The 23,982-nt window shown below is 38.3% G+C and carries 21 protein-coding genes; 11 read left to right on the top strand and 10 right to left on the bottom strand.

Translation table 11 applies throughout. The features are described from left to right. Positions 1–37: 37 nt before the first annotated feature. Positions 38–1,042 (bottom strand): putative solute-binding protein, encoded by a 1,005-nt coding sequence (locus AC1Z3T_RS20490; protein WP_010591401.1) that lies wholly within the window; start codon positions 1,040–1,042, stop codon positions 38–40. Positions 1,043–1,466: 424 nt separating this feature from the next. On the opposite strand from AC1Z3T_RS20490, the gene AC1Z3T_RS20485 reads away from it, so the two are divergent. Both AC1Z3T_RS20485 and AC1Z3T_RS20480 read left to right on the top strand, forming a co-directional pair. After that, the gene (locus AC1Z3T_RS20485; RefSeq protein WP_100884260.1) at positions 1,467–3,401 is read left to right on the top strand and encodes an ATP-binding cassette domain-containing protein; all 1,935 of its coding nucleotides are present in this window, start codon (positions 1,467–1,469) and stop codon (positions 3,399–3,401) included. A gap of 957 nt (positions 3,402–4,358) precedes the next feature. Then, positions 4,359–5,366 carry a putative solute-binding protein gene (locus tag AC1Z3T_RS20480; RefSeq protein WP_004823975.1) on the top strand — a complete coding sequence of 336 codons (1,008 nt, stop codon included), beginning with the start codon at positions 4,359–4,361 and terminating at the stop codon, positions 5,364–5,366. A 161-nt stretch (positions 5,367–5,527) separates the two neighbouring features. On the opposite strand, the gene gyrB is transcribed toward AC1Z3T_RS20480, so the two are convergent. The 4 genes from gyrB to dnaA form a co-directional block, all read right to left on the bottom strand. Then, entirely contained in the window at positions 5,528–7,996 is a 2,469-nt protein-coding gene (gyrB, locus tag AC1Z3T_RS20475) for a DNA topoisomerase (ATP-hydrolyzing) subunit B (protein WP_004823977.1), read from the bottom strand. 52 nt (positions 7,997–8,048) lie between these two features. Then, positions 8,049–9,131 carry a DNA replication/repair protein RecF gene (gene recF, locus AC1Z3T_RS20470; RefSeq protein ID WP_100884259.1) on the bottom strand — a complete coding sequence of 361 codons (1,083 nt, stop codon included), beginning with the start codon at positions 9,129–9,131 and terminating at the stop codon, positions 8,049–8,051. Positions 9,132–9,157: 26 nt separating this feature from the next. Further along, positions 9,158–10,306, bottom strand: a complete 1,149-nt coding sequence (dnaN, locus tag AC1Z3T_RS20465) for a DNA polymerase III subunit beta (RefSeq protein ID WP_004823980.1) — start codon at positions 10,304–10,306, stop codon at positions 9,158–9,160. Positions 10,307–10,416: 110 nt separating this feature from the next. Next, a complete protein-coding gene (gene dnaA / locus AC1Z3T_RS20460) occupies positions 10,417–11,811 on the bottom strand; it encodes a chromosomal replication initiator protein DnaA (RefSeq protein ID WP_004823982.1) in 1,395 nt (464 codons plus the stop codon). A gap of 700 nt (positions 11,812–12,511) precedes the next feature. On the opposite strand from dnaA, the gene rpmH reads away from it, so the two are divergent. The 6 genes from rpmH (at position 12,512) to AC1Z3T_RS20430 (ending at position 17,095) form a co-directional block, all read left to right on the top strand. After that, complete coding sequence (gene rpmH / locus AC1Z3T_RS20455; protein WP_000831329.1) at positions 12,512–12,646, top strand: 50S ribosomal protein L34; 135 nt, start codon at positions 12,512–12,514, stop codon at positions 12,644–12,646. A 33-nt stretch (positions 12,647–12,679) separates the two neighbouring features. Beyond that, positions 12,680–13,072 carry a ribonuclease P protein component gene (rnpA, locus tag AC1Z3T_RS20450; protein ID WP_004823984.1) on the top strand — a complete coding sequence of 131 codons (393 nt, stop codon included), beginning with the start codon at positions 12,680–12,682 and terminating at the stop codon, positions 13,070–13,072. 9 nt (positions 13,073–13,081) lie between these two features. After that, positions 13,082–13,402 (top strand): membrane protein insertion efficiency factor YidD, encoded by a 321-nt coding sequence (gene yidD / locus AC1Z3T_RS20445; protein WP_005034824.1) that lies wholly within the window; start codon positions 13,082–13,084, stop codon positions 13,400–13,402. 5 nt (positions 13,403–13,407) lie between these two features. Beyond that, on the top strand, positions 13,408–15,144 hold the full coding sequence (gene yidC, locus AC1Z3T_RS20440) for a membrane protein insertase YidC (protein ID WP_004823987.1): 1,737 nt from the start codon (positions 13,408–13,410) through the stop codon (positions 15,142–15,144). 89 nt (positions 15,145–15,233) lie between these two features. Further along, positions 15,234–16,598, top strand: a complete 1,365-nt coding sequence (gene mnmE, locus AC1Z3T_RS20435) for a tRNA uridine-5-carboxymethylaminomethyl(34) synthesis GTPase MnmE (RefSeq protein ID WP_046759640.1) — start codon at positions 15,234–15,236, stop codon at positions 16,596–16,598. A 134-nt stretch (positions 16,599–16,732) separates the two neighbouring features. Further along, a complete protein-coding gene (locus AC1Z3T_RS20430) occupies positions 16,733–17,095 on the top strand; it encodes a NirD/YgiW/YdeI family stress tolerance protein (RefSeq protein WP_009584746.1) in 363 nt (120 codons plus the stop codon). 18 nt (positions 17,096–17,113) lie between these two features. Here the strand turns inward: AC1Z3T_RS20430 and AC1Z3T_RS20425 are convergent, their stop codons facing one another. Further along, positions 17,114–18,301: an MFS transporter gene (locus AC1Z3T_RS20425; protein WP_100886236.1), complete on the bottom strand. Its 1,188-nt coding sequence runs from the start codon at positions 18,299–18,301 to the stop codon at positions 17,114–17,116. Between the two features lie 163 nt (positions 18,302–18,464). Then, entirely contained in the window at positions 18,465–18,731 is a 267-nt protein-coding gene (locus tag AC1Z3T_RS20420; RefSeq protein ID WP_004823994.1) for a metal/formaldehyde-sensitive transcriptional repressor, read from the bottom strand. An 87-nt stretch (positions 18,732–18,818) separates the two neighbouring features. Between AC1Z3T_RS20420 and dmeF the strand changes: the two genes are divergently transcribed. Both dmeF and AC1Z3T_RS20410 read left to right on the top strand, forming a co-directional pair. Beyond that, positions 18,819–19,790: a CDF family Co(II)/Ni(II) efflux transporter DmeF gene (dmeF, locus tag AC1Z3T_RS20415; RefSeq protein WP_483396934.1), complete on the top strand. Its 972-nt coding sequence runs from the start codon at positions 18,819–18,821 to the stop codon at positions 19,788–19,790. A gap of 151 nt (positions 19,791–19,941) precedes the next feature. Next, complete coding sequence (locus tag AC1Z3T_RS20410; RefSeq protein ID WP_100886234.1) at positions 19,942–20,643, top strand: DsbC family protein; 702 nt, start codon at positions 19,942–19,944, stop codon at positions 20,641–20,643. Positions 20,644–20,709: 66 nt separating this feature from the next. Here AC1Z3T_RS20410 and AC1Z3T_RS20405 read toward each other — a convergent pair whose 3' ends face one another. From AC1Z3T_RS20405 to guaD, 3 genes are all read right to left on the bottom strand, one after another. Continuing rightward, positions 20,710–20,961 (bottom strand): GlsB/YeaQ/YmgE family stress response membrane protein, encoded by a 252-nt coding sequence (locus AC1Z3T_RS20405; protein WP_004824000.1) that lies wholly within the window; start codon positions 20,959–20,961, stop codon positions 20,710–20,712. 201 nt (positions 20,962–21,162) lie between these two features. Continuing rightward, complete coding sequence (hpt, locus tag AC1Z3T_RS20400) at positions 21,163–21,690, bottom strand: hypoxanthine phosphoribosyltransferase (protein WP_005034840.1); 528 nt, start codon at positions 21,688–21,690, stop codon at positions 21,163–21,165. A 252-nt stretch (positions 21,691–21,942) separates the two neighbouring features. Further along, a complete protein-coding gene (gene guaD, locus AC1Z3T_RS20395; RefSeq protein WP_100886233.1) occupies positions 21,943–23,259 on the bottom strand; it encodes a guanine deaminase in 1,317 nt (438 codons plus the stop codon). Between the two features lie 221 nt (positions 23,260–23,480). Here guaD and AC1Z3T_RS20390 point away from each other — a divergent pair, with 221 nt between their 5' ends. Then, positions 23,481–23,954 (top strand): hypothetical protein, encoded by a 474-nt coding sequence (locus AC1Z3T_RS20390; RefSeq protein ID WP_004824006.1) that lies wholly within the window; start codon positions 23,481–23,483, stop codon positions 23,952–23,954. Positions 23,955–23,982 lie beyond the last annotated feature (28 nt).

The following is a 23,982-nucleotide window of genomic DNA, read 5'->3' as shown; positions in this document are numbered from 1 at the left end:
CCATCAATATTGATGGCTTTTTTGTCTCCAGCAACTTTTATTCTCCTGCTAGCGAACACTCAAAATTGGTACGATCCACAGTACAACGTGCCCTTTTTAATACAGACATCATTACAGGATCGTAAATCCCTCTTTTGGTCAGCTCTATACGTCCATCACGTAACAATTTCTGATAACGAAGTGCATCGTCTTTGGTCACATTTAATTTATATTTTGCAGGAATTTCAGCTTCCATTTTTTCTATTTTTTTAAAAGAACTGTTCAATTGTTTAACTGACCATTCTCGAGACTTCATGCCGAAACCATCAGGAAATTGATCGGACTTAATAATTAAGTCAGCCGTCACATTGACTACGGGATAAGTAAACATTGCCCCATTCGCCCCTATACCCTTATAAATTTCTAACGGCTTGAAAGCATAAGCTGGTGAAGCAATGGCATCTACTTCACCATCATTAAATCTTTTAACAAAATTAAAAATATCAGAAGGCACACCAATCGCCCCAACCCGTTCAACAGCAATCTTTTGTGCAATATCGTAATGCAGATAAGCAAATTTTTTCCCTTTACCCTTTTCTAGGGTATTGATTGAACGATCACGAACAAAAATATAGGCGATCCCAATAGGTGTGATCGCGACCAATTCATATTTAATGCCATTTTTTTCAGATACCAATCGCTTGGCATTGCGTTTATCCAAAGCATAATTAATCGCTTTTTTGGCAATTTCATTGTTGGGAATTCCACCTAAAGCATCAATTGAACCCCCAAATTTATTGTACTCACGTGAGCGCATAGTGGTCATGGCAGCAGCATCACACTTATTGGTCTTAAAGTTTTTATCCACCATTTCTTCTGACTGATATACCGTTAAATTGACGTCTGCACCCCATGCTTTTGCTGCCAAAGCCCATTCTTCCATCAATTTATAAGACTCACCTGCCTTTCCCAACAAATCAAAGACACAAACATTTTGCTTGGCTTGTGCCCAAGGTGACAGAAAAATAGAAACAATAAGAAGTAAATATCTAGCCTTATTCATCATCTAAACTTCCATATTTATTTAAAGATAAATTGAAATTTATGTAAACAATTCAGTCCACAATAAATTGTTTTAATACACATTTAATAAATAATAATGTGATACATACTACACAAAATTTAAGCATTTTTATCATTTTTTGATCGGAAAGTTAGCACTAGCATTAGCTTCAAAATAAAACGAATTAAAATTCAATTATTAATATCAAATATATAAAATTTTAATATTGTTAAAATATACTAAAAAATTAACATTTCGCTGTTGTAATCCAAGCAACATGAAGAAGTATGCTGTCAGATTCACTTCTCTTTTTGTGATTTGTCACCCTAAAACCAATTTGTTTTCGGTTTTATTCAATACATTTTTTGAACTCTGGGATTTATCCTTTAATATATCGCATCCAATAAGCAACAGTCAGCTTCTTATGATTCAGTTAGATCAACTTTCAATTCGTCGCGGTGGACGCATTTTATTTCAAAAAGCGTCAATGCAACTTCATCCTGGTTGGAAAATTGGTTTAACGGGTGTCAATGGTGCAGGTAAATCCACCCTCTTCTCAGCATTACTCGGTGGTATTGAATCTGATAGTGGCAGTCTGACTCGCCCAAATATTTGGACTGTTGCCCATATGGCTCAAGAGATCAAAGCGCTCGATATGAAAGCCATCGATTTTGTGTTGTCTGGCGATGAAGAATATTGGCAAATTCAAGATCAATTAAATCATCCAGAAAACCTAAGCAATGATGAGCTCGCACACCTATATAGCCGTTTTGAAGAAATTCACGGTTATACAGCATCTTCTAAAGCATCACAATTGATGGCTGGATTAGGCTTTTTTGAGCATCAATCTGAACTTTTAGTGTCGAGCTTTTCAGGTGGATGGCGTATGCGCTTAAATTTAGCGCGTACATTGATGAGTCGTTCAGATTTACTTTTACTCGATGAACCAACCAACCATTTAGATTTAGATGCAATTCTTTGGTTAGAAGATTGGTTAAAAGCATATGAAGGCACACTGATTTTAATTTCACATGACCGAGATTTCTTAGATGCTATTACGGATCATATTTTACATATTGAAAATCAGATCTTGACCTTATATACAGGCAATTACTCTACTTTTGAAACTACGCGTGCGGAACGCTTAGCACAACAGCAGCAAGCTTTCGAAAAGCAACAAGAAGCCAAAGCACATCTACAAAAATTTATTGATCGTTTTAAAGCCAAAGCCACCAAAGCACGACAAGCTCAAAGCCGTATTAAACAACTGGAACGAATGCAGGAACTCGCACCTGCGCATGTCGATAATCCATTTACGTTTAGTTTCCGAGAACCCAGCAAAATGAGTTCTCCGCTACTTACATTGGAACATGCAGATATTGGTTATGGTGATAAACTAATTGTGACCAATGTTAATTTACAGATCACGCCTACCAGCCGTATCGGTTTATTAGGTATGAACGGTGCGGGTAAATCGACGCTGATTAAATCTCTGGTAGGTGATTTAGCGCTAATACAAGGCGTCCGCAAAGATTCTGAATTATTAAATATTGGATATTTTGCACAGCATCAAATGGATGCTTTAGATGGCAATGCAAGTCCAATGCTGCAACTTGCACGAATCGCAGACCCGAAAATTAGCGAAGCCACCTTACGCTCATTTTTAGGCAGCTTTGGATTCAGTGGCGAACGTATGGACACTCCTAGTGAGAGTTTCTCAGGTGGTGAACGTGCCCGTCTAGCGTTAGCACTCATTGTTTGGTTACGTCCCAATGTGCTCATCCTTGATGAACCAACCAACCATTTAGATTTAGATATGCGTCATGCTTTAACTATGGCGCTACAAGATTTTGAAGGTGCTGTGGTTCTGGTTTCACACGAACGTCAATTAATTGCGTCAGTATGTGATGAACTGATCTTGGTTCATGCAGGTGAAAGCAAAGAATTTGACGGTGATTTACAAGATTATGCAGCATGGTTACGCCAAGCACGTATTGATATGATGAAAAATGGTCAAAAACCAAGTGCCCCTATTCAGTCTCAAGTCGTTGAAAAAACCAGCATCTCTAAAGTCGACAAGGAAGCTCAACGGAAAGAAGCCGCACGCCAACGTGAACTGAGCCGCCCGATTCGCAAGAATATAGAGAAAATTGAAAGCCAAATTGGCAAAATTCAGCCTAGACTTGTTGAAATTGAGGAATCTTTAGCAGATTCAGTACTTTATGAAGCAAATCGTAAAGATGATTTACTCAAATTAATGAATGAACAGACTGAACTCAAAACAAAGCTAGAACAAGCTGAAGAGCAAATGCTAGAGTTAATGATGGAACTTGAAACATTAGAAAGTTCTTTCGAATAATGCTTTTTGAATCAGCTAGAGGTGGAGGCATCCACCTCTAGTTTTATTTACAAAAACACAAATAAATCAATAACTTAAAATAAAATTTTAATCATGCAATAAATCTTTGATGAAATCCTTCATGGTTCACTGCAACATCGCCCAATCTCATTCCTTTTTATTCCCACGACAATTCTTTTTTTGATTTTCAACGATCAAAGCCATTTTTAATGTGTTCTTGATGCACATTTAACATAACTGATGCTTCTGATCAGATCTGATCAATTTTTAATATGCAAAATACCCAGTCCATTTTGGAATAATTTTTTAAGTCAAAGCCTCTAAAATCTCTCAAAAAGATACATAACTTTTATTTATAATTTAAAAAACAAGCGTGGAACATATTAGAATTACTACAAAATTAAGAAATAGAGTGTTTTCCTGATAATCTTGTTCAAATTTAAGCGTTTCTGATTAAACAATTGTGGATAACTAAGATTTAATTACTGTTTGTTGAAAAATTTTCACAGTCCATTTTTTAAGATTTTTATGGTATTTGAGCATTAAAGTTTGTACTTTCTGTAGTCAAAATTCGTTTGAAATCCAAAATTACCCACAGACTTATCAACAATATTTTGATCAAGAATCAGTCACAATTCAAGTATAAAATTTGTCTATTCGTCGCTTTTTTAATGTGTATCTAATCTTTAAAAAAAGTTAAATTGAGTAAAAAATAGTGAAAATTACACAATCTTGTTACATACAAACAATTTGTAATAAAAGCAGTACCACTTACTTAAAAATTTGATTTAATTATGAAAATGAAGGATATGTAATAAAATGAACCAACTAGTTCACAATAATTATCAAAAAAATAAAAATAAATGGAGTAAATACTCTATTTTTTTCAAACAAAGCTGATTAATATTGCGCTTAAGGAAAGTTCCTCAAGATGAACAAATAGATCAGGACGAAAATATGAAAAAAATTGCATTCGCTATTGCCGCTACTTCTTTACTTGGAGTGAGCTCAGCATCTCAAGCTGCTATTGATGTTTGTGTATTCGACTTATTGGGTAAATCTGGTGAATCGTTCCAGATGGCTCAAGAATGGGCATTGACAGCAAAAAGTTGGGGGGCAGATATTAATCTTATCCCTAAACAAGATGAGGCTGTTGCTGATAACGATTTTAAAGCGGGTAAATGTGATGGCGTGTTTATGACCGCAATGCGCGCACGTCAATATAATAAATTTGTAGGTTCAATCGATTCAATTGGTGGTGTACCAAGTAATGCGATTGCACAAAAAGCCATTACTTTTGCTTTAGATGCACGTAATGCAGCAAAAATGACCACAACCCTAGGTGGTAAAAAATACGAAGTTGCAGGGATCGCACCATTAGGTTCAGCATTTATTTTCGTACGTGATAAAAACATCAACTCAATCGAAAAAGCTGCTGGTAAAAAGTTTGCGGTATTGAGCTATGATAATGCACAAAAAATCTTGGTACAGCGCGTAGGTGCACAAGCAGTACCATCAGATATCACTAACTTTGTTGCTAAATTCAACAATGGTCAAGTTGATATGGTTGGTGCGCCTGCATATGCTTATAAACCACTTGAAATTCAAAAAGGTTTAGGTGCAAATGGGGCGATGTTTAACTTCCCAGTTCTACAAGTAACTGCTGACTTTGTTATTCGCCCAGAGAAATTCCCAGCTGGTTTTGGTCAAAAATCTCGCGATTATTTTGTGAAAAACTTGCCAAAAAGCTTCGCAATGATTAACCGTTTAGAAGCAACCATTCCAGCAAAATACAAGATGAATTTAACGGCTGAAGATAAACTTAAATATCAAAAGTTAATGCGTGACGGTCGTTTAGAACTGACTAAGCAAGGTATTTATGATGCAGGTATGATGTCAGTACTGAAAAAAGCACGCTGTTCAGTAGATAAAGCCAACTTTGAATGTACCCTTGGCGGTGAATAATACAATTGAGTATTTCAACATTTGCAATAAAAAACCAGTTTCCATAAACTGGTTTTTTATTGCTCTCTTTTTAAATTTAGAATCATATATTTAAATTATTAATCACAAAAAAAGGGAACAAACCAAAGTTTATTCCCTTTTTTTGCACTGCATTTCTTCAATTAAGCATCAATATCAGCATTGAGTGCATTTTCTTCAATGAAAGCACGACGTGGTTCTACGTCATCACCCATCAAACACGCAAACATACGATCTGCTTCAATTGCATCATCAATCGTCACTTGAAGCATATTACGGTTTTCGGGATCCATTGTGGTTTCCCAAAGCTGCTCCGCATTCATTTCACCCAAACCTTTATAGCGTTGGATCATCATGCCACGACGAGAGTCACTTAAGATGTGTTGCCACACTTGGTGGAAGGTTGAAACGTTGATTTTACGCTCACCTTTTTGCAAATAAGCGCCATCTTCCAACAAACTGAACCAGCTCTTAGAATTTTGCAATAAACGTTTATATTCACTCGATGCCAATAAACCTGCATCTAATAAATAGCTATGCGGTAAGTTATGCACATATACGGTAATACGTGGGAAATAAACTGTCGTTTTAGTTCCGTCAGCATTGTCTTTATCGAATGCCTCTAGACTCAACTCAGGACGAAGGCTTGGTTGAGCTGCACCAATAGCAGATTGAAGCTTTTCCGCCCATTGCTGTACATAATTTTGATCATGATTTTGATCAAGTTTATAAGCATCTAAACTTAACAAACCATCCAGCAAAGTTGCTGGATAACGTAGCGTTAAACGATTCAAGCTTTTTTGTGAAGTTTGATAATCTGAGATCACTTTTTCCAGTGCCACACCACGAATAGCAGGTGCATCTGCACTTACGTGCAACTCTAACTCATCAATTGCATTGGAAATCAGATAAGTTTCAAGCGCTTCATCATCTTTGATGTATTGCTCTTGTTTACCTTTCTTCAACTTATACAATGGAGGCTGCGCAATGTAGATATAACCACGTTCTACAAGCTCAGGCATTTGACGGAAGAAGAAAGTCAGCAGCAAGGTACGAATATGTGAACCATCCACGTCCGCATCGGTCATGATAATGATTTTATGATAGCGTAATTTGTCTGGATTATATTCTTCACGCCCAATACCACATCCTAGTGCAGTAATCAGCGTTCCCACTTCTTGAGATGAAATCATCTTGTCGAATCGAGCACGCTCGACATTGAGAATTTTACCCTTTAATGGAAGAATGGCTTGCATCTTACGATTACGTCCCTGCTTTGCAGAACCGCCCGCAGAGTCACCCTCGACCAAGTATAATTCAGAAAGTGCTGGATCTTTTTCTTGGCAATCTGCCAATTTACCTGGTAAACCCGCAATATCAAGCGCACTTTTACGACGCGTCATTTCACGTGCTTTACGCGCCGCATCACGCGCACGTGCAGCATCAATAATTTTTCCTGCAATCGATTTGGCTGCTTGAGGATTCTCCAACAAGTATTCAGAGAAAGCCTTGTTCATTGCCTGTTCTACCGCAGGTTTTACTTCACTTGATACCAATTTTTCCTTGGTTTGTGATGAAAACTTAGGGTCAGGCACTTTCACTGAAACGATTGCTGTTAAGCCTTCACGCGCATCATCACCAGTTACGGCAACTTTCTCTTTTTTGAGTAAGTTTTCATTTTCCATGTAGCTGTTTAAGCCACGTGTTAATGCTGCACGGAAACCAGCCAAATGCGTTCCACCATCTTTTTGTGGAATGTTATTGGTGAAACAACGTACATTTTCCTGATAAGTATCGTTCCACTGTAATGCGACTTCAACACCAATTCCATTTTCAGCTTGCGTAGTAAAATGGAAGATTTCATTCAGATGCGTTTTACCTTGATTGATGTATTTTACAAATTCAGATAAACCACCTTCAAAATCGAAGATATGCTCTAAAGCGACACGTTCGTCACGAAGAACAATACGTACACCAGCATTTAAGAATGACAGCTCACGTAAACGACGTGCCAAAATATCCACATTAAAAATCGTTTGACTGAAGGTTTCTGCACTTGGCCAGAAACGCACAGTGGTTCCTGTTGTTTCAATATCACCGATCACTTTCAAGGGATATACAGGATCACCATGTTTGTATTCTTGTTGGTGAATATGCCCAGCACGGTGGATCGTTAATTCAAGTTTGCTCGATAGTGCATTTACGACCGAAACACCTACACCATGCAAACCACCTGATACTTTATAGCTGTTATCATCAAACTTACCGCCAGCGTGTAGAATGGTCAGAATTACTTCTGCCGCAGAAACACCTTCCTCTGGATGAATATCAGTAGGAATACCACGCCCATTATCTGCAACACTGACAGATTCATCTTCATGAATCGTCACTAAAATTTCATCACAGTGACCTGCTAAGGCTTCATCAATCGCATTATCGACGACTTCGAAAACCATATGGTGTAAACCTGAACCATCATCAGTATCACCAATATACATACCTGGACGTTTACGAACTGCATCTAGACCACGTAATACTTTGATACTAGAGGAATCATAAGCCTTTTCATTGGTTTGTTCTGTCTGAGAAGCGATTTGATCTTCTGAACTCATGGTTTCTCCCTAGTGAAAAATAGGTCTTTCCAAAATTGGTTAAAATCTAAAATCATGTTGCAACAACACTTACCTGACCTTGATCCACCTGAAATAACTGGTAGGAAATAGACAAATCATGCAAATGTTTTTTTACTGATTCATGGTCTAGTGTGGTAATAAAAACTTGACTACCAAGTTGGCTCAATCGCTCAATTAAACGTTGTTGTGCACTTAAATCTAATTCTGCTGTTACATCATCTAATAATACCACAGTTTCCTTATTACAGGCATGTAACATGGCAATTTGTGAGAGTTTTAACGCCATTATTAGTAACTTTTTTTGCCCTCTGGACAGTACCACATCAGCATCCCCCATTGGGGTTTTCAGTCGGATGTCAGCACGGTGCGGACCGTATTCAGTATAGCGACGATCAACATCTTTTTGATGATATTGAATGAGGTCATTGGCTAAGCCATGTTCCACATGGAACCCTGCGTTATACTCCATATCAATGCTTAAATCAGGAAGTAATTGCGCCAAATCTTCTTGTAAATATTGTTTCCAACGATCGACTATTTCGACGCGCTGAGAATGCAACATTTCACCATAATCACTGAGCATTTTGTTCCACGGTTCCAAATCTTGCAAAGACAGGTTGCGTTGCGATTTCAGCAACGTATTGCGTTGTTTCAAAGCTCGCGAATAATATTGCCATGCATGATAAAAATCTGGTTCCACGTGAAACATCAACCAATCAAGCAATTGTCGCCGTGGCTTTGCGCCATGGTCAATGATATCGGTACTTAAAGGATCAATCAGTTGCAAAGGTAGAATTTTGGCAAGTTGCCCTTGTGTTGCCACAGTATCGCCATTGACTTTAATCAGTTGCTCACCACTCTGTAGTTTCTGCATACCGATTTTTTCAGTCATAGATTGCGCAAAGACAATCGCATCAGCTTGATTGTTTTGAATGTAATTTTTAGGAATATGAGTTCGAAAGGAACGTCCAGTTGCCAATAGATGAATGGCTTCTAAAATCGAGGTTTTTCCAGATCCATTTTGTCCATAAAAAACATTAAACGGTTGCAACTCTTGGAGAGCAACCGTCTTAAGATTTCGAACACGTTGTATATTTAAACGCGTAATATGCATAACAAATGATTTAAAAAATAAATCAATTAAACACGCATTGGCATGACAACATAGGTTTGATTGGATTGGGTTGGATCTTGAACCAATACCGACTGATTTGCTTCAGACATGGTCATCGCAACATCATCACCATCTAAAACACTCAATACATCTAAAATATATTGCGCATTAAATGACATTTCCATAGGTGCATTGGCGTATTGAATGGCTAGATCCTCAATCGCCTCATCTTGTTCAGGGTTGTTTGCACGCAATTGCAAAGAATCTGCATTAAAATTCAAAAACACACCACGTAATTTCTCATTACTTAAAATCGCAACACGTTGTAATGATTGCTTGAACACATCATGCGGGATATGAACCACTTTATCGCCACCACGCGGAATCACACGACGATAGTCTGGGAACTTACCATCGATTAATTTTGTCGTGAAACGTACAGTAATGTCACCTTGCTCTTTATCACGGCTTGGTGTTTGAATGGTCACATTCAACAGTTCGCGACCAATCAACAAGGTCAATTGTTCATCTTCGATGCTGAGAAGGCGTTGTAGTTCCCCTACCGCTTTACGTGGAACAATCGCTTGTACCAACTGGGTTGCAGTTGATGATGCTAAGGTTTCGCACAGTGCCAAACGGTGTCCATCAGTCGTCACAGCACGTAATTGATTTTCATCAATTTCCAATAAAGTTCCAGTCAGATAAAAACGCACATCTTGCACAGCCATGGCAAAAGAGGTTTTTTCAAATAAACGCTTTAATTCACGTTCAGTCACTTGAACTTGTGTGCCTTGACTATGCTCATTGGTCAATAATGGATAATCTTCTGCTGGCAAAGTTCCCAAAACAAAGCGGCTATTTCCTGATTTTAAAATACAACGCTGGTCTTCAGTAATCTGTAAATCAATCAATGCTGCCGATGGTAAGGATTTGCAGATATCCACCAATTTACGCGCAGGAACAGTTGTTTCCCCAGCTTGTAAACATGCACCATCCGCTAAGGTTGTGCTGGCAACCAACTCGACTTCCAAGTCTGAACCAGTAATGGTAAGCGCTTGATTTGTAGCTTGAATTTTCACGTTTGAAAGAATATTCAAAGTATGGCGACGTTCAACAGCTCCAACCACATGGGATAAAACATTGAGTAAGCTCTCTTTCGCGATTTTCAAACGCACGGTGGAAATCCTCTAACTAAATTTGACAGAAAAGACAGATAATAAATTTTTTTAATGACGTACTATGCGGCAGTTTATGCCGCATTGCAAGCGTATAATTTGTACAAATTTTAGCTTTGTAACAGACGCATGAGGTTTTTATAATCCTCATTAAAAATTGGGTCTTCATCACGTAAGCTCTGCACTTTTTCACAAGCATGCATGACCGTACTATGATCGCGACCACCAAATGCCATACCAATTTCCGGGAAGCTATCCCCAGTTAATTCACGAGCCAAGCCCATAGCCAATTGGCGCGGTCGAGCATAAATACGGGTTCTTTTCGGACCCACTAATTCTTTCAATGGAATGCGGAAATACTCACTCACCACGCGTTGAATATTTTCTGTACTGATCGTCCGCGCACGAATGGCCAAAACGTCTTTCAGTGATTCACGCACCACTTCCAAATCAATCGCAGCACCTTTAAAACGGGATATTGCGACGACTTTATTCAATGCGCCTTCAAGCTCACGAACATTGGCAACCACTTGTTGAGCAATAAACAATGCGCAATTTCGCGGGAGATCAATCCCACTACTTTCAGCTTTTTTCAGTAAAATTTCGATTCGAGTTTCGATATCAGGCGGTTCTACACCAACAGACAACCCCCAAGAAAAGCGTGAGACTAGACGTGGATCAAGTTCTGTTAACTCTTTTGGATAGCGATCCGAAGTTAAGATAATTTGTTTAGACTCATCTAATAAAGCATTGAATGTATAGAAAAATTCAACCAAACTGGCTTCTTTACCCGCCAATAGATGAATATCATCGACCAATAATAAATCTAAAGAACGACAATTCTTTTTAAATTCCTCAACCTTGCCTTTTTGCAAAGAGCTGACAAAATCTTGGACAAAACTTTCAGCAGTCATATACATCACGCGCGCATTTGGTTTTGCCTGTAATAAAGCATTTCCAACCGCTTGCATTAAATGTGTTTTACCGAGACCTGTTGGACCATAAAGAAACAGCGGATTATGCTGAGATTCACCCAATTGAGTCAAAACTTTACGACAAGTTTCTGCCGCCATTTGGTTGGAACGCCCCTCTACAAATAAAGCAAAATTAAACAATGGGTTAAGTTGTCTCTTTTTCACATTTTTTGCAGAAACAACGTCTTGCTCTTTGTCTTTTTTTACTTTTGGCGATGCTATAGTTGGGCTGGTATGTTGTTCTAAAGCAGCAGTAGTCGTTGCTGGTTGTTCAGCAGCAGAGAGGATTGCACCTGGACGTGAATCAACCAAAATTTCAACTTTACGTATACGACCTTCAGATAATTGCTCTGCCAAGATTGAAATCAATTCTAAATGATGCTCTTGAATGTAGCGTGTCCAATATGGATTAGGTGCATACAGTTTTAAAGTATCTTCGACTTCTTCTGCAACCAACGGACGAATCCACATGGCAAAGACATTATCAGAGAGCTCTTGTCGCAAGCGAGTTAAGCAGTCCGTCCAAAGCATGTGAAACCCCTCTATTCCATTTTAAATTCAAAAAACACAACATTCCCCCTACCCTATAGATAAAGGGGTCGCCATTCTAACCAAGTTATCCACATCTGTCATGAACAATTCAAGTAAATTCGCTCAAAAAAGCAACTTTCTGTAAATAAATTTAAATTCAAAGCACTTGTGGATAAGGTTTTCCACATGCTGTGGATAAATTATCACATAAACTTATCCACAATCCATCAAATTAATAAAAACACAGATACCCACAGCTTAAATCTTTATTATTTAATGTAAAAAAGCTGTTTTCCACAGAAATAACCGACACTAATAATAATAAATTTAAATTTTAAATTTGAATTTATTTATAAGAACCGAGTTTTTTGTGGATAACCTCCAAGTTATGAATTTAAATTCAAAATTAGCAGGTTTTTAAATTTAAAAACATGGGAACGAATTTAAATCTAGATGAGGTTATGGATAACTTTGAGGATATATCTGTTGGTAACTCTTATTTATACTATAAAATAATAAGTTATGTTGTGAATACTTTTTTTGTTGATTTTATAGCTCAAAAGACAGTTAAAATTTCATGTGGGTAAAAATGCAACAAATATGATCGAATATAGAAGAGATATGTGTATATTCATTGACAGCATAAAGAATGCACAATACAATCGCGAACCTTTAGAAAGATCAATTTTGGAGTTTCGATATGAAACGTACATTCCAACCATCTGAATTAAAGCGTAAGCGCGTTCATGGTTTCCGTGCTCGTATGGCTACTAAGGCTGGTCGTCAAGTATTAGCTCGCCGTCGTGCAAAAGGTCGTCACAGCTTAACTGTTTAATTCGTTAAACAGTTAATACACGACTTGGGTGTTATGTCTCTTTATAGTTTCAGCCCAGCGGTGAGAATCCACTGCGCTGCAGATTACAAAGGTGTATTTGATGGTGCGCTTTTTAAAGTGCATCAACCCCATTTTATATTCTTAGCAAAAGTGACCGAACAGCCTAAAAGCCGTTTGGGTATCGTTGTTGCTAAGAAAAAAGTGCGCCGTGCGCACGAAAGAAATCGAATAAAACGTTTAACGCGTGAAAGTTTTCGCTTAAACCAGCAAAATATTGATCTGTTGGATATTGTGGTGATGCCTAAAGTCGGCATAGAAGCCGTACCCAATGCTGAACTTTTTCAGCAGTTACAATTTGCTTGGTTAAAATTGCAACGCATCGTTAAAAAGCACCATAAAATAGCTCAATCTTCCCCTCAAAAATAGAGGAAACCAATGATTCGTTTATTGCATTGGTTGATTCGTTTCTATCAAATTGCGATTAGTCCTCTCATTGGACCTCGTTGTCGTTATATTCCGACTTGTTCTCAATATTCGTTAGAAGCAATCCATACGCACGGCGCAATGAAAGGCAGCTGGTTAGCTGCAAAACGCGTGTGCCGTTGTCATCCTTGGGGCGGGTATGGTTATGATCCCGTGCCAAAAAAAACAATTCGTTTTATTTCGTTTCAGCAAATAGATTCTCAAACGCTTCATGTTCCTGTACCCTTGCGTGAACGTTTATTGAACCAAAATCACTCTAACCACTTGGGGTAATAGATATGCAACAATGGGCCAGGTTTGCAATCCTTGGGGCCATGTTAGTCACCGCATATTTGCTCATTTTGGCTTGGCAAAAAGACTATGGTCATGATGCAACAAAAGCTGCGACTCCGCAGGCTGTTGTCGCGCATGATGTCTCTGCCGATTTGCCAAAAGGTCAAGCAACTGCGGCTTCTAGCGATGTTCCACAAGCAAATATAGCTGCTGCACAACAAAATACAGCTGCGCCAGCCACAGCAAATCAACAATTGATTTCAGTACAAACTGATCTTTATCATCTTTGGATTAGTCCAAAAGGTGGTGATATTGTTCGTATTGAATTACTGAATCATGACAAGAGCAAAGACAGTGATCAGCCTTTTGTTATGCTTGAAAGTGATGCAAAACGTACCTATGTTGCGCAATCTGGTTTAATTGGATTGAACGGTCCAGACAGTAAACCAGATCGTCCAAGCTATGCGTTTGAAAAAAGTGCTTATACCCTTGCTGATGCTAAAACCGCACAAGACAAAGAAGGTAAATCTTCTCAAGTCTTAACTGTTCCGATGGTATTTAAAACAGCGGATGGTGTTGAAATCATCAAAACGTTTAGTTTCAAACAAGGTCAATACCCAATTGATGTCAGCTATCAGGTTGTAAACCGTAGTACGCAAAATTGGCAAGGACAAATGTTTGGTCAAATTAAGCGTGATAACTCAGATGATCCAGGAAAAACCTCTCAAGGTATTTTCACACTTGGAACCTATTTGGGTGGCGCTTGGGGTACACCAGATGAGCATTATAACAAGCTAAAATTTGCGAATTTTACCGATGAAAAACTCAACACTGAAGCAAAAGGTGGCTGGGTTGCGATCGTTCAGCATTATTTCGTAAGTGCTTGGATGCCAGGTCACTTTGGTGGTCAGCAATACACGGCAAAATTGGAATCACGTAAATCTGCTGATGGTATGAACATCATTGGATTTACTTCACCAACCATTAATGTTCCAGCGGGTAAAGCCATGAGCATTGATGCAACTTTCTACTCTGGTCCAAAAATCCAGTCTGAATTGAAAGATTTAGCGGTAGGTTTAAACCAAACTGTAGACTATGGTTGGTTATGGCCAATTGCCAAATTATTATTTGCAGGTTTACAGTTCTTCCATAACCTTGTGGGTAACTGGGGTTGGTCAATCATTCTATTGACTGTATTAGTTAAACTTATTCTTTGGCCGTTGTCGTCTAAGAGCTATCGTTCTATGGCGAAAATGCGTGTGATTGCACCAGAAATGCAACGCATGAAAGAAGAGTTTGGTGAAGACCGTATGCGTTTCTCTCAAGAAATGATGGCACTTTACAAACGCGAACAAGTCAATCCATTGGCGGGTTGTTTACCATTACTTTTACAAATGCCAATATTCTTAGCATTGTATTGGGTATTGATGGAGTCTGTAGAACTTCGCCATGCACCGTGGATGCTGTGGATTCAAGATTTGTCTGCAATGGATCCTTGGTTTATCCTTCCATTGATTATGGGTGTTACGATGTTTGTTCAACAATCATTGAACCCACAACCGACTGACCCTATGCAGGCGAAAGTTTTCAAAATCATGCCAATCATGTTTACAGTATTTATGCTGTTCTTCCCTGCTGGCTTGGTTTTATATTGGATTGTGAACAACTCGATCACGATTCTGCAACAGTGGTTTATCAATAAAAATGTTGCAAAAGCCAAAGTTGAAAATGAAGTTGTTTAATCTTTAACGATTAAGCAATAGCTGAAAAAATCCGCTTAAGATGGTAATCTTAGGCGGATTTTTTATTGTCAAAGTTTGAGTAAATTTAGATGACGAACACTGTAAACCAAACCACAATTGCCGCAATTGCGACGCCACCAGGACGTGGTGGTGTAGGTGTGATTCGTCTTTCTGGACCAAAGGCTTACAGTATTGCGCAAGCTTTGACACAAAAAGATCTTCCCAAAGCACGTTTTGCTGGTTTTCGTCAATTTTTTGACGATCAAGGTGAAGTCTTAGATGAAGGCTTAGCCATTTGTTTTCCCAATCCAAATTCCTTTACAGGTGAAGATGTGGTTGAGTTACAGGGACATGGCGGACCAGTGATTCAAAATGCGCTACTGACACGTTTATTGGAGCTTGGTGCCACTGCAGCCAAAGCTGGTGAGTTTTCCATGCGAGCCTTTGAAAATGGCAAAATGGATTTGGTACAAGCTGAAGCGATTGCTGACTTGATTGATGCAACCTCACAAGCTGCAGCGCGTTCTGCGGTACGTTCCCTACAAGGTGTATTTTCCAATAAGGTAAATACCGTGTTGGAGAAACTGATCCATCTACGCTTGCATGTTGAAGCTGCAATTGATTTTCCAGAGGAAGAAATTGACTTTTTGGCGGATGGGAAAATACTGAGTTTGTTAGAAGAGGTTCAAACTTCGGTTGCTGCGGTACAACAATCGGCTCGTCAAGGTCAATTACTACGTGAAGGTCTGCAAGTGGTGATTGCTGGGAAACCTAATGCAGGTAAATCTTCATTGCTTAATGCCTTGGCGGGTAATGATCGTGCTATTGTGACGGATATTGCTGGAACTACACGTGATGTGTTGCATGAGAAAATTAGTTTAAATGGCTTACCGATCACTTTAACCGACACTGCAGGTTTACGTGAAACAGGCGATGTGGTCGAGAAAGAAGGCATTCGTCGTGCAATTAAAGAGATTGAGCAAGCCGATTTATTGCTCTTGGTTTATGACTTGAGCCAAGGTGAAAATCCTTTAGAACTTGCACAAAATTACTTTGAAAACCACTTAGATTACAAGCGTTTAATACTGATTGGAAATAAGTGTGATCTCACTGATCAATCTGCTGAATTAAATGATTTGCAAGGTTTTCGCCATATCACCGTTTCAGCCAAACAGGATGTGGGCGTGCAAGTACTCATAGATGCGATTACAGCGCATGCAGGCTTTCAGCCTGAGGAAGATACCTTTATTGCTCGAACACGCCATTTAGACGCAATGAAGCGCACACAGCGCTATTTGGCAGAGGCACATGAGCAACTTGTGGTTTATCATGCAGGAGAGTTGGTTGCGGAATCACTACGACTTGCCCAAAACGCTTTGGGTGAAATCACAGGTGATTTTAGTGCTGATGATCTCTTGGGAGTTATCTTTGGATCGTTCTGTATTGGTAAATAAGCTTAAAATAGTGAACATGAACGCTGACCAAGTGTCAGCTTTTTTGATGAAAAGTTGTGCTTTTGTAAGCTGATTTTACATCTGAGTTTGAATTGTTTACTGTAAGATCAATAACATATTCAAAAGGGTGTATTATGAAAAAGTCTCCTTTATTGCTTTCCCTCGCAGTATTCGTGATCACTTCAAATGTCTGGGCGGGTAAGGCAGATCATGTGATTATTCAAGAAGCAGCGAAAAATAATATCACCATTGAACAAGCATTACGTGCCAGTGACGAAACTGCGGTAACTTTAACCGGTTCGATTGTGCGTCAAATTAAGCATGAACATTATGAATTAAAAGACAGTACAGGAACCATTGGAATCGAAGTGGATGATGATCTGATTGATTTAAAAAAATTAAAGCCTGGCACCAAAGTAAAAATCGTGGGTGAAGTCGACACGCATCGCTACAAACCAACAGATATTGAAGTGGTTAAAATAGATATTGTTCCATAACTGATTTAAAAATAGGTGCTAAGCACCTATTTTTAAGCGGTATTTGTTTTTTAAATGTTGAATCAATAAGTAACAGCATAATGTGCCGACTCCTGCACAAAAGCCTAAAACACCGATCATTAAACCAAAATGATCGGATAAGTATCCTGCGGAAATAATTGGCACAATCGTACCAAAATAAGCAATAAACAAATATGTTGAAACCACAGCGGCACGATTTTCGATTTGGGTCATTTGATGAATCAATGCAAAAGCACTCAATAAACTGAGCCCATGTCCCATGCCAACCAAAATCACACTGATAAAGAATAAAAAACTCCAATGCATCAGCATACAGACAGACAAAATCAAATAACTACTGATTAATAAAATCAGTCCTATATTTAGGGCTTTGTGCATATTCATTGATTTGGCAGCGAATTGAGCAATCGCGGAAACCATTAAAATACTGGCAATGGTTGCACCACTGACCAAAGGACCATGCCACGGAATAACATCACGTATAAACGAGGGCGCTAAAGAGGCAAATAAACTGAATGATCCGAAAGCACAAAACGCACTAAAACTGGTGATGTAAAATAAGCCTTTATATTGTGTCTCTGGTAATTGTAAATGAGGTGCAATGGAAAAAGATTGTTTTTCAAATTGAACAGTTTTAATGCGAAATAAACTGAATAAACTCAGTAGCGCTGCGACAATGACAGGTAAATAAGGTGTGATTAGTGGTTGATCTGAAAATTGAGCAATTGCACCGCCAATAAAAGGTCCCAACCCAAAACCAATCACGGTAATAATTGAACTTAATTGTGCTGCACTTTGTTTGTGTGAATCTGGGATAGTATAGATTAATCCTAGCATTGCCGAGGTGCTGATTAAGCCAGATGCGATTCCGATAATGAAACGACCTAAACCCAGATAATAACTATTCGAGGCAAAAACTGAGAGGCTCAGACCAATAATAGCGAATAATAAGCCGATCTGTAAGGTACGAATAAAGCCAAAGCTATTGCTCATACGCCCTAAAAACAGCAAGGTAGTTAAACAACCAAACATATATGCAACAAAGATATAAGTGATTTGGCTCGGGAGCAGGTGCCAAAGCTGTTGATAGATTGGATATAACGGACTCGCAAGTGCAGTACCGATGGTGCCAATACATAAGGCAAGACTGACCATGAGAAATGGACGCCATGATTGCTGATTCATAGATCTAGGACTTAAAGTGCAAATAATCTTGCGGATAAATGCCGAAGATAAGTATTAAGATCGGCAACGAAGAAATCGTATATACCGAAAAGCTTAGAACTTAATCAGTAGGGGGTCAATTAAAACTTTAAGACTTTATCTAATCACCTGTATTGAGCTTATTTTATGAATAACGTTTAAGCAATTTTAAAAATTCTTGTAACTCATTTGCATCAACAGCTTCAGGGTCTTGAATCACATGTTCAGTGAGATGTTGCTCAATTAATTCATTCATTAAACCATTGACGGCTCCTTTCACTGCTGCGACTTGTTGGAGAACCGAAATACATGAAGTACTTTGATCATTCAATGCCTCTTCAATGGCATTCAGCTGTCCTTTTAAACGTTTGACACGGTTAAGGACTTTTTTATCTTGATGGACATGACTCATAAACTGATCCGCTAAAAATATACTCCCTTATAGTATATTTAAAAATAAAATAATATACTCATGGGGAGTATATAGGATTATGCCCACATGCAATTTAAAACTATACAACGTGAACACACTCATCAGTTTGATGAAGGTAATCCATTGGCACAAAAGAAAATTTTATGGGCAACCATTTTGACAGGTTTGATGATGCTGTTTGAAATTCTGGGAGGCTGGATTTTTAATTCGATGGCATTACTTGCTGATGGTTGGCATATGAGTTCACATATGCTGGCGCTCGGTTTGGCTTATGCTGCTTATCGAGCCGCGCGCCATTATGCGCAGGATTTTCGTTTTAGTTTTGGTACATGGAAAATAGAGATTTTAGCAGGTTATAGTAGTGCAATTTTACTGATGGTTGTGGCTTTATTTATGGCTTTTCAATCGATTGAACGTTTATTTCATCCTGTTCAGATTCATTATAATGAAGCAATTCTAATTGCTATTTTAGGTTTATTGGTCAATTTAATCTGTGCATGGTTACTGCATGATCACCATCACCATCACCATCACCATCACCATCACCATCATTCACATGATCATGATGAACATCATGGACATGATTTAAATCAAAAAGCGGCTTTTCTGCATGTTGTTGCAGATGCATTGACCTCCGTTTTGGCAATTATCGCACTTTTTGCTGGTAAATATTTTGGTTGGGATTTCTTGGATGCGACTTTGGGTATTGTGGGCGCACTTTTAGTCGGGCGTTGGTCCTTTGGCCTCATCAAAGCAACAGGAAAAACCTTACTTGATGCAGAAATGGATCATGCTGTGGTGGATGAAATCCGTGAAGTGATTGCTGCTTTTCATGTTGAAGCAAAAATTACCGATCTGCATGTTTGGAAGGTGGGTAAAGCTAAGTTTTCAGTGATTTTGGCATTAGAGTCTAAAGATCCAACCATCAATGCGGACCAGATTCGCCAAGCTTTATCAATTCATGAAGAGTTGGTTCATATTTCTGTTGAAATTAATCAAACTGCGATGTTTAATTTTGTTTCACGTGAAACGGCTTAGACGTTAGGCTTTTGTTTTGTTGATGAGATCACAAAAGCTGAGTTTGAGCGACTTTAAGATGGTTTTATTTTGTTGAATCACAGTTTTCAAACACGTATATAAATCTATTGTGTTTTAATAATCCACCATATCTATTCTGATTTTTTGATCTATGTTAAAGCACTTGATTGCACTAAGTTTAAGTTTTGTTTTTTGTGGAAGTAGCTTTGCCAGTATTGAAACAGTGAAAGCAAAACTTAGCCAGAACTATCCCAATGTCAAAATTGATCAATTACGACCGACTGAAATGCAGGGACTATATAGTGGCACGCTAGATAATCAAATTGTATATGTCGATGAAGATGCTCAACACATTTTTATTGGTTCTATGATTCGTTTAAAAGATCAACATAATTTAACCAAAGATCTGGTTGTTCAAAAAAACACAGTTGATTTTAAAAGTCTTCCTTTCAATGATGCAGTAAAAACAGTACGGGGGAATGGAAAGCGCCAGCTAGCCATCTTTTCTGACCCAAATTGCCCATATTGCAAAGCGCTTGAAGGGAATCTAGCCAAGCTCAATGATGTTACGATTTATACATTTATCTACCCGATCAAGGCTCAATCTATTTTACCTTCTAAGCAAGTTTGGTGTTCGGCAAATCGTGAATATGCATGGAAAAATTTGATTCAAAATGGGGTAAAACCCACTGCACCAGCAAATTGTCCAACACCGATTGAGCGTAATTTAGAATTAGGTAAAAAATTAGCGCTACACGGTACACCAGCAATTATTTTCTCAAATGGCTATAAAGCAATGGGTGCCTACCCTGCTGAAGAAATTGAGAAGTTATGGAACAAATTTGGATTATAAAACGATAATTTCATAAGCACTTAGAAAAAAAGCACCCTGAATGGGTGCTTTTCTAAATGCAAAATTTTAACTTCGTTTGGCAATCATGTTGTAAATAAATAACACGATAATTGCACCCACCACAGAGGCAATAAAACCGGCAGATGCACCTTTAGGGTAAAGTCCTAATAATTGACCGCCGTAGGTTGCAACCAATGAACCTACGATCCCCAGCGCTGTGGTTACAATAAAACCTGCTTTATCATCACCAGGATGGATTGCTCGAGCAATAAGACCTGCAATAAAACCAATCACAATTGCACTAATCAATGACATCATAATCTTTCTCCTTTTTCTTTATTTTGTCGTGAGTTACTGCATCGAATTAATTTAATATTCAAATATTTTTACAGGAAGTAAAAGGTTGGATTTGCTACAAGTTGTTGCATTTTTGTTCGACGGTTGCTGGGGGAAGCCATAAAAAAAGCGACCGTGGTCGCTTAAATCAGTTTAGGTAAAATGGGTTTACCGAAGATGATCTTATAGACCAATTTCTCCAATAAATGGAATATGGCGATATTTTTGATCATAATCTAAGCCATAACCCACAATGAACTTATCTTCTACTTCAAAGCCTAGAAATTTCACGTCTAAGTCGATTTCACGGCGAGAAGGTTTGCTGACTAAAGTACACAGTTCAATTGAATTCGGTTGACGAGTACTTAATATTTCTAAAACTTTGCTCAAGGTATTGCCTGAATCAATAATATCTTCTACCACCAAGATGTCTTTTCCACGAATTTCTCCGTCTAGATCTTTTAGGATTCTGACATCACGAGAGGATGTTGTATTGCCACCATAGCTTGAAACCGTCATAAAATCGAGCTCGTGAGTTTTAGTAATGGCACGGCATAAATCTGCCATAAAAATCACTGAACCACGCAATAAGCCAATTAAAACCAATTCTTTATCACTACTGGCATAATGCGCATCAATTTTTTTACCAAGTTCTTGAACTTTTGCATGAATTTCTTCAGCAGAAATCATTACTTTCATTTCAACAGTCATGGGAAATACCTAAAACTTAAACATCAAATTCTAAAATTAAAAAAGGTGTTGACTAGCAACACCCTAAAAGATGGCATAATTTTAAAACATATCAGGTTCAGATGCATCCTTTTTACGATTTGAAAATGTAAATGCCGAAATTTGAAGCTAAATGTCTAGTGCGCATCTTGTTTTAACAACAGCGCACATACGATAAAAACACCCCCTATCAAAAGAAGTTTTTTCTTGGAGGGTGATGATTTAGGTTTTTTTTCAGACTTGTGCATAGGCTTTTTGTCCATAAATATAGGTGGCTTGAATATTGCGGTCATCCCCCATGGTGAATAAGGCGAATAATGCATCTTCAATATTTTTTGCTCGCTCTTGACGCAGTTGCTGTAATGCCGTTGCTTTTAAATTCAGCACGACAAAGTCAGCTTCTTTGCCTACATTGAAATTGCCCAATCGATCATCTAAATGCAGCGCTTTAGCACCACCAAGCGTTGCATGATAAAGCGATTCCATGGCTGAAAGTTTATCGCCTTGTAGTTGCTGAACTTTGTAGGCTTCGTTAAGTGTTTGTAAGTGGCAAAATGCGGTGCCTGCGCCAATATCAGTTCCAAGACCAACTTTGACTTGTTTTTCCCAAGATTTTTTTAATGGAAATAAACCACTGCCCAAGAATAAGTTGGAGGTTGGACAGAATGCGATCGCAGAATCAGTTGCATGCATACAATCCCATTCGTGTTCTTCTAAATGAACACAATGGGCGAAAACAGAACGCTCCCCTGTTAACCCATAATGATGATAAACATCTAAATATCCCTGTTGTTCTGGAAATAATTCTTTGACCCAAGCAATTTCGTTTTTATTTTCACTTAAATGCGTATGGACATAAACATCAGGATATTCTGCTTTTAATTGCCCTGCTTTTGCCAACTGTTCTGGTGTAGAGGTTGGTGCAAAGCGTGGCGTAATGGCATAAAGATTACGACCTTTGCCATGCCATTTTTCAATCAGTGCTTTTGAGTCGATATAAGCACTTTCAGCAGTATCGGTCAGCTCTTCTGGTGCATGACGATCCATCATCACCTTACCCGCAATTAAGCGCATTTGATGACGTTCTGCAGCTTCAAATAAAGCATCCACAGATTGCGGATGTACTGTACAGAAAACCAGTGCTGTTGTTGTGCCATTTTTTAGTAATTCATGAACAAAAAACTGTGCGATTTTATCTGCGTAGTTTTTATCTGCAAATTGAATTTCTGTTGGAAAGGTATAGGTATTGAGCCATTCTAATAATTGTTCGCCATAGGCACCCACCATTTCTGTTTGTGGAAAATGAATATGAGTGTCGATAAAACCAGGTACAATCAACTGTTCAGGATAATGATCAACGCTCATATCATTACTTAATTGCGACTGCCCTGCTTCCCAATCACCAAACCAGATAATTTTACCTTGTTCAGTAATCAATAACCCATCTTCAATATAACGCGTTTGATCTAAAATTTGAGTGGCTTGGGAAACGGTATTTTGAATATCAAGAAAACGTCCGCGAATCGCCGTTTTCTGCACAACAGAAGACATGTAAAACCTGCAATTTATCCTTTTTTCGATTGATTGTACCTGAAATTTATTTAAGCTGCTGTAAGCAGTTTTATTTTCTTGTGTGCTCAAAAATGTAATTGATGTTGAAGATTGTGAAAAAATCAAAAGCATTAGACGAATATTTGAGTTTGTGACTTTATCTTTAATCTAAGAATAGGTACAGTGTCGGCAAATGATGGAAATAAGAGAAAATAATATTTATGTATTTTTGGAATACCAAAGCTTTGGCGCATGAACTAGCAGAAGATACTTTAGAAAAACGCCATTATAAGAATTATTATTTGATCGCTGCTTTAGTGGTCAGTGCAGTTTATTACTATGGTATGTTTTCACCTTATTATGATGCTCGTGTGATTGGTTTAGAAGGCATATTGACGCTGATCATTATGTTTGTTGGCATTCAACGTTGCTATGCTGCAAACGGTGGTGATGAGGGCGTGCATTTTATGAATCGTGTCACTGCACTCTCATTCCCTATTTTGTTGCAGACCACTGTTGCGGGAATTGCTTTTGGTTTGATTCTACTCGGCATTTATCAATTTTTTAATCTTGAAAATACTGCTTTTGAAATGTGGTATGAGTGGTGTGTTTCTGCCTTTACGATTTTTTTGCAGATTGTGTTTTTTACCCGCTTAAATCAATACATGAAACGTGTTGCGGATCATACAATTTAACAATAAGCAGAGTCATAAAAGGGATTTA

The sequence above is a fragment of the Acinetobacter sp. B-6 genome, assembly GCF_056930735.1.
The sequence above is the reverse complement of the archived record's forward strand: the minus strand, read 5'-3'. Positions and strand labels throughout refer to the sequence as shown.

What these genes read in the sequence shown, in the direction of transcription:
- AC1Z3T_RS20490 (WP_010591401.1), bottom strand. Translation starts at nt 1,042, where the DNA reads ATGAATAAGGCTAGATATTTACTTCTTATTGTTTCTATTTTTCTGTCA.
- AC1Z3T_RS20485 (WP_100884260.1), top strand. Translation starts at nt 1,467, where the DNA reads ATGATTCAGTTAGATCAACTTTCAATTCGTCGCGGTGGACGCATTTTA.
- AC1Z3T_RS20480 (WP_004823975.1), top strand. Translation starts at nt 4,359, where the DNA reads ATGAAAAAAATTGCATTCGCTATTGCCGCTACTTCTTTACTTGGAGTG.
- gyrB (WP_004823977.1), bottom strand. Translation starts at nt 7,996, where the DNA reads ATGAGTTCAGAAGATCAAATCGCTTCTCAGACAGAACAAACCAATGAA.
- recF (WP_100884259.1), bottom strand. Translation starts at nt 9,131, where the DNA reads ATGCATATTACGCGTTTAAATATACAACGTGTTCGAAATCTTAAGACG.
- dnaA (WP_004823982.1), bottom strand. Translation starts at nt 11,811, where the DNA reads ATGCTTTGGACGGACTGCTTAACTCGCTTGCGACAAGAGCTCTCTGAT.
- rpmH (WP_000831329.1), top strand. Translation starts at nt 12,512, where the DNA reads ATGAAACGTACATTCCAACCATCTGAATTAAAGCGTAAGCGCGTTCAT.
- rnpA (WP_004823984.1), top strand. Translation starts at nt 12,680, where the DNA reads ATGTCTCTTTATAGTTTCAGCCCAGCGGTGAGAATCCACTGCGCTGCA.
- yidD (WP_005034824.1), top strand. Translation starts at nt 13,082, where the DNA reads ATGATTCGTTTATTGCATTGGTTGATTCGTTTCTATCAAATTGCGATT.
- yidC (WP_004823987.1), top strand. Translation starts at nt 13,408, where the DNA reads ATGCAACAATGGGCCAGGTTTGCAATCCTTGGGGCCATGTTAGTCACC.
- mnmE (WP_046759640.1), top strand. Translation starts at nt 15,234, where the DNA reads ATGACGAACACTGTAAACCAAACCACAATTGCCGCAATTGCGACGCCA.
- AC1Z3T_RS20430 (WP_009584746.1), top strand. Translation starts at nt 16,733, where the DNA reads ATGAAAAAGTCTCCTTTATTGCTTTCCCTCGCAGTATTCGTGATCACT.
- AC1Z3T_RS20425 (WP_100886236.1), bottom strand. Translation starts at nt 18,301, where the DNA reads ATGAATCAGCAATCATGGCGTCCATTTCTCATGGTCAGTCTTGCCTTA.
- AC1Z3T_RS20420 (WP_004823994.1), bottom strand. Translation starts at nt 18,731, where the DNA reads ATGAGTCATGTCCATCAAGATAAAAAAGTCCTTAACCGTGTCAAACGT.
- dmeF (WP_483396934.1), top strand. Translation starts at nt 18,819, where the DNA reads ATGCAATTTAAAACTATACAACGTGAACACACTCATCAGTTTGATGAA.
- AC1Z3T_RS20410 (WP_100886234.1), top strand. Translation starts at nt 19,942, where the DNA reads ATGTTAAAGCACTTGATTGCACTAAGTTTAAGTTTTGTTTTTTGTGGA.
- AC1Z3T_RS20405 (WP_004824000.1), bottom strand. Translation starts at nt 20,961, where the DNA reads ATGATGTCATTGATTAGTGCAATTGTGATTGGTTTTATTGCAGGTCTT.
- hpt (WP_005034840.1), bottom strand. Translation starts at nt 21,690, where the DNA reads ATGACTGTTGAAATGAAAGTAATGATTTCTGCTGAAGAAATTCATGCA.
- guaD (WP_100886233.1), bottom strand. Translation starts at nt 23,259, where the DNA reads ATGTCTTCTGTTGTGCAGAAAACGGCGATTCGCGGACGTTTTCTTGAT.
- AC1Z3T_RS20390 (WP_004824006.1), top strand. Translation starts at nt 23,481, where the DNA reads ATGTATTTTTGGAATACCAAAGCTTTGGCGCATGAACTAGCAGAAGAT.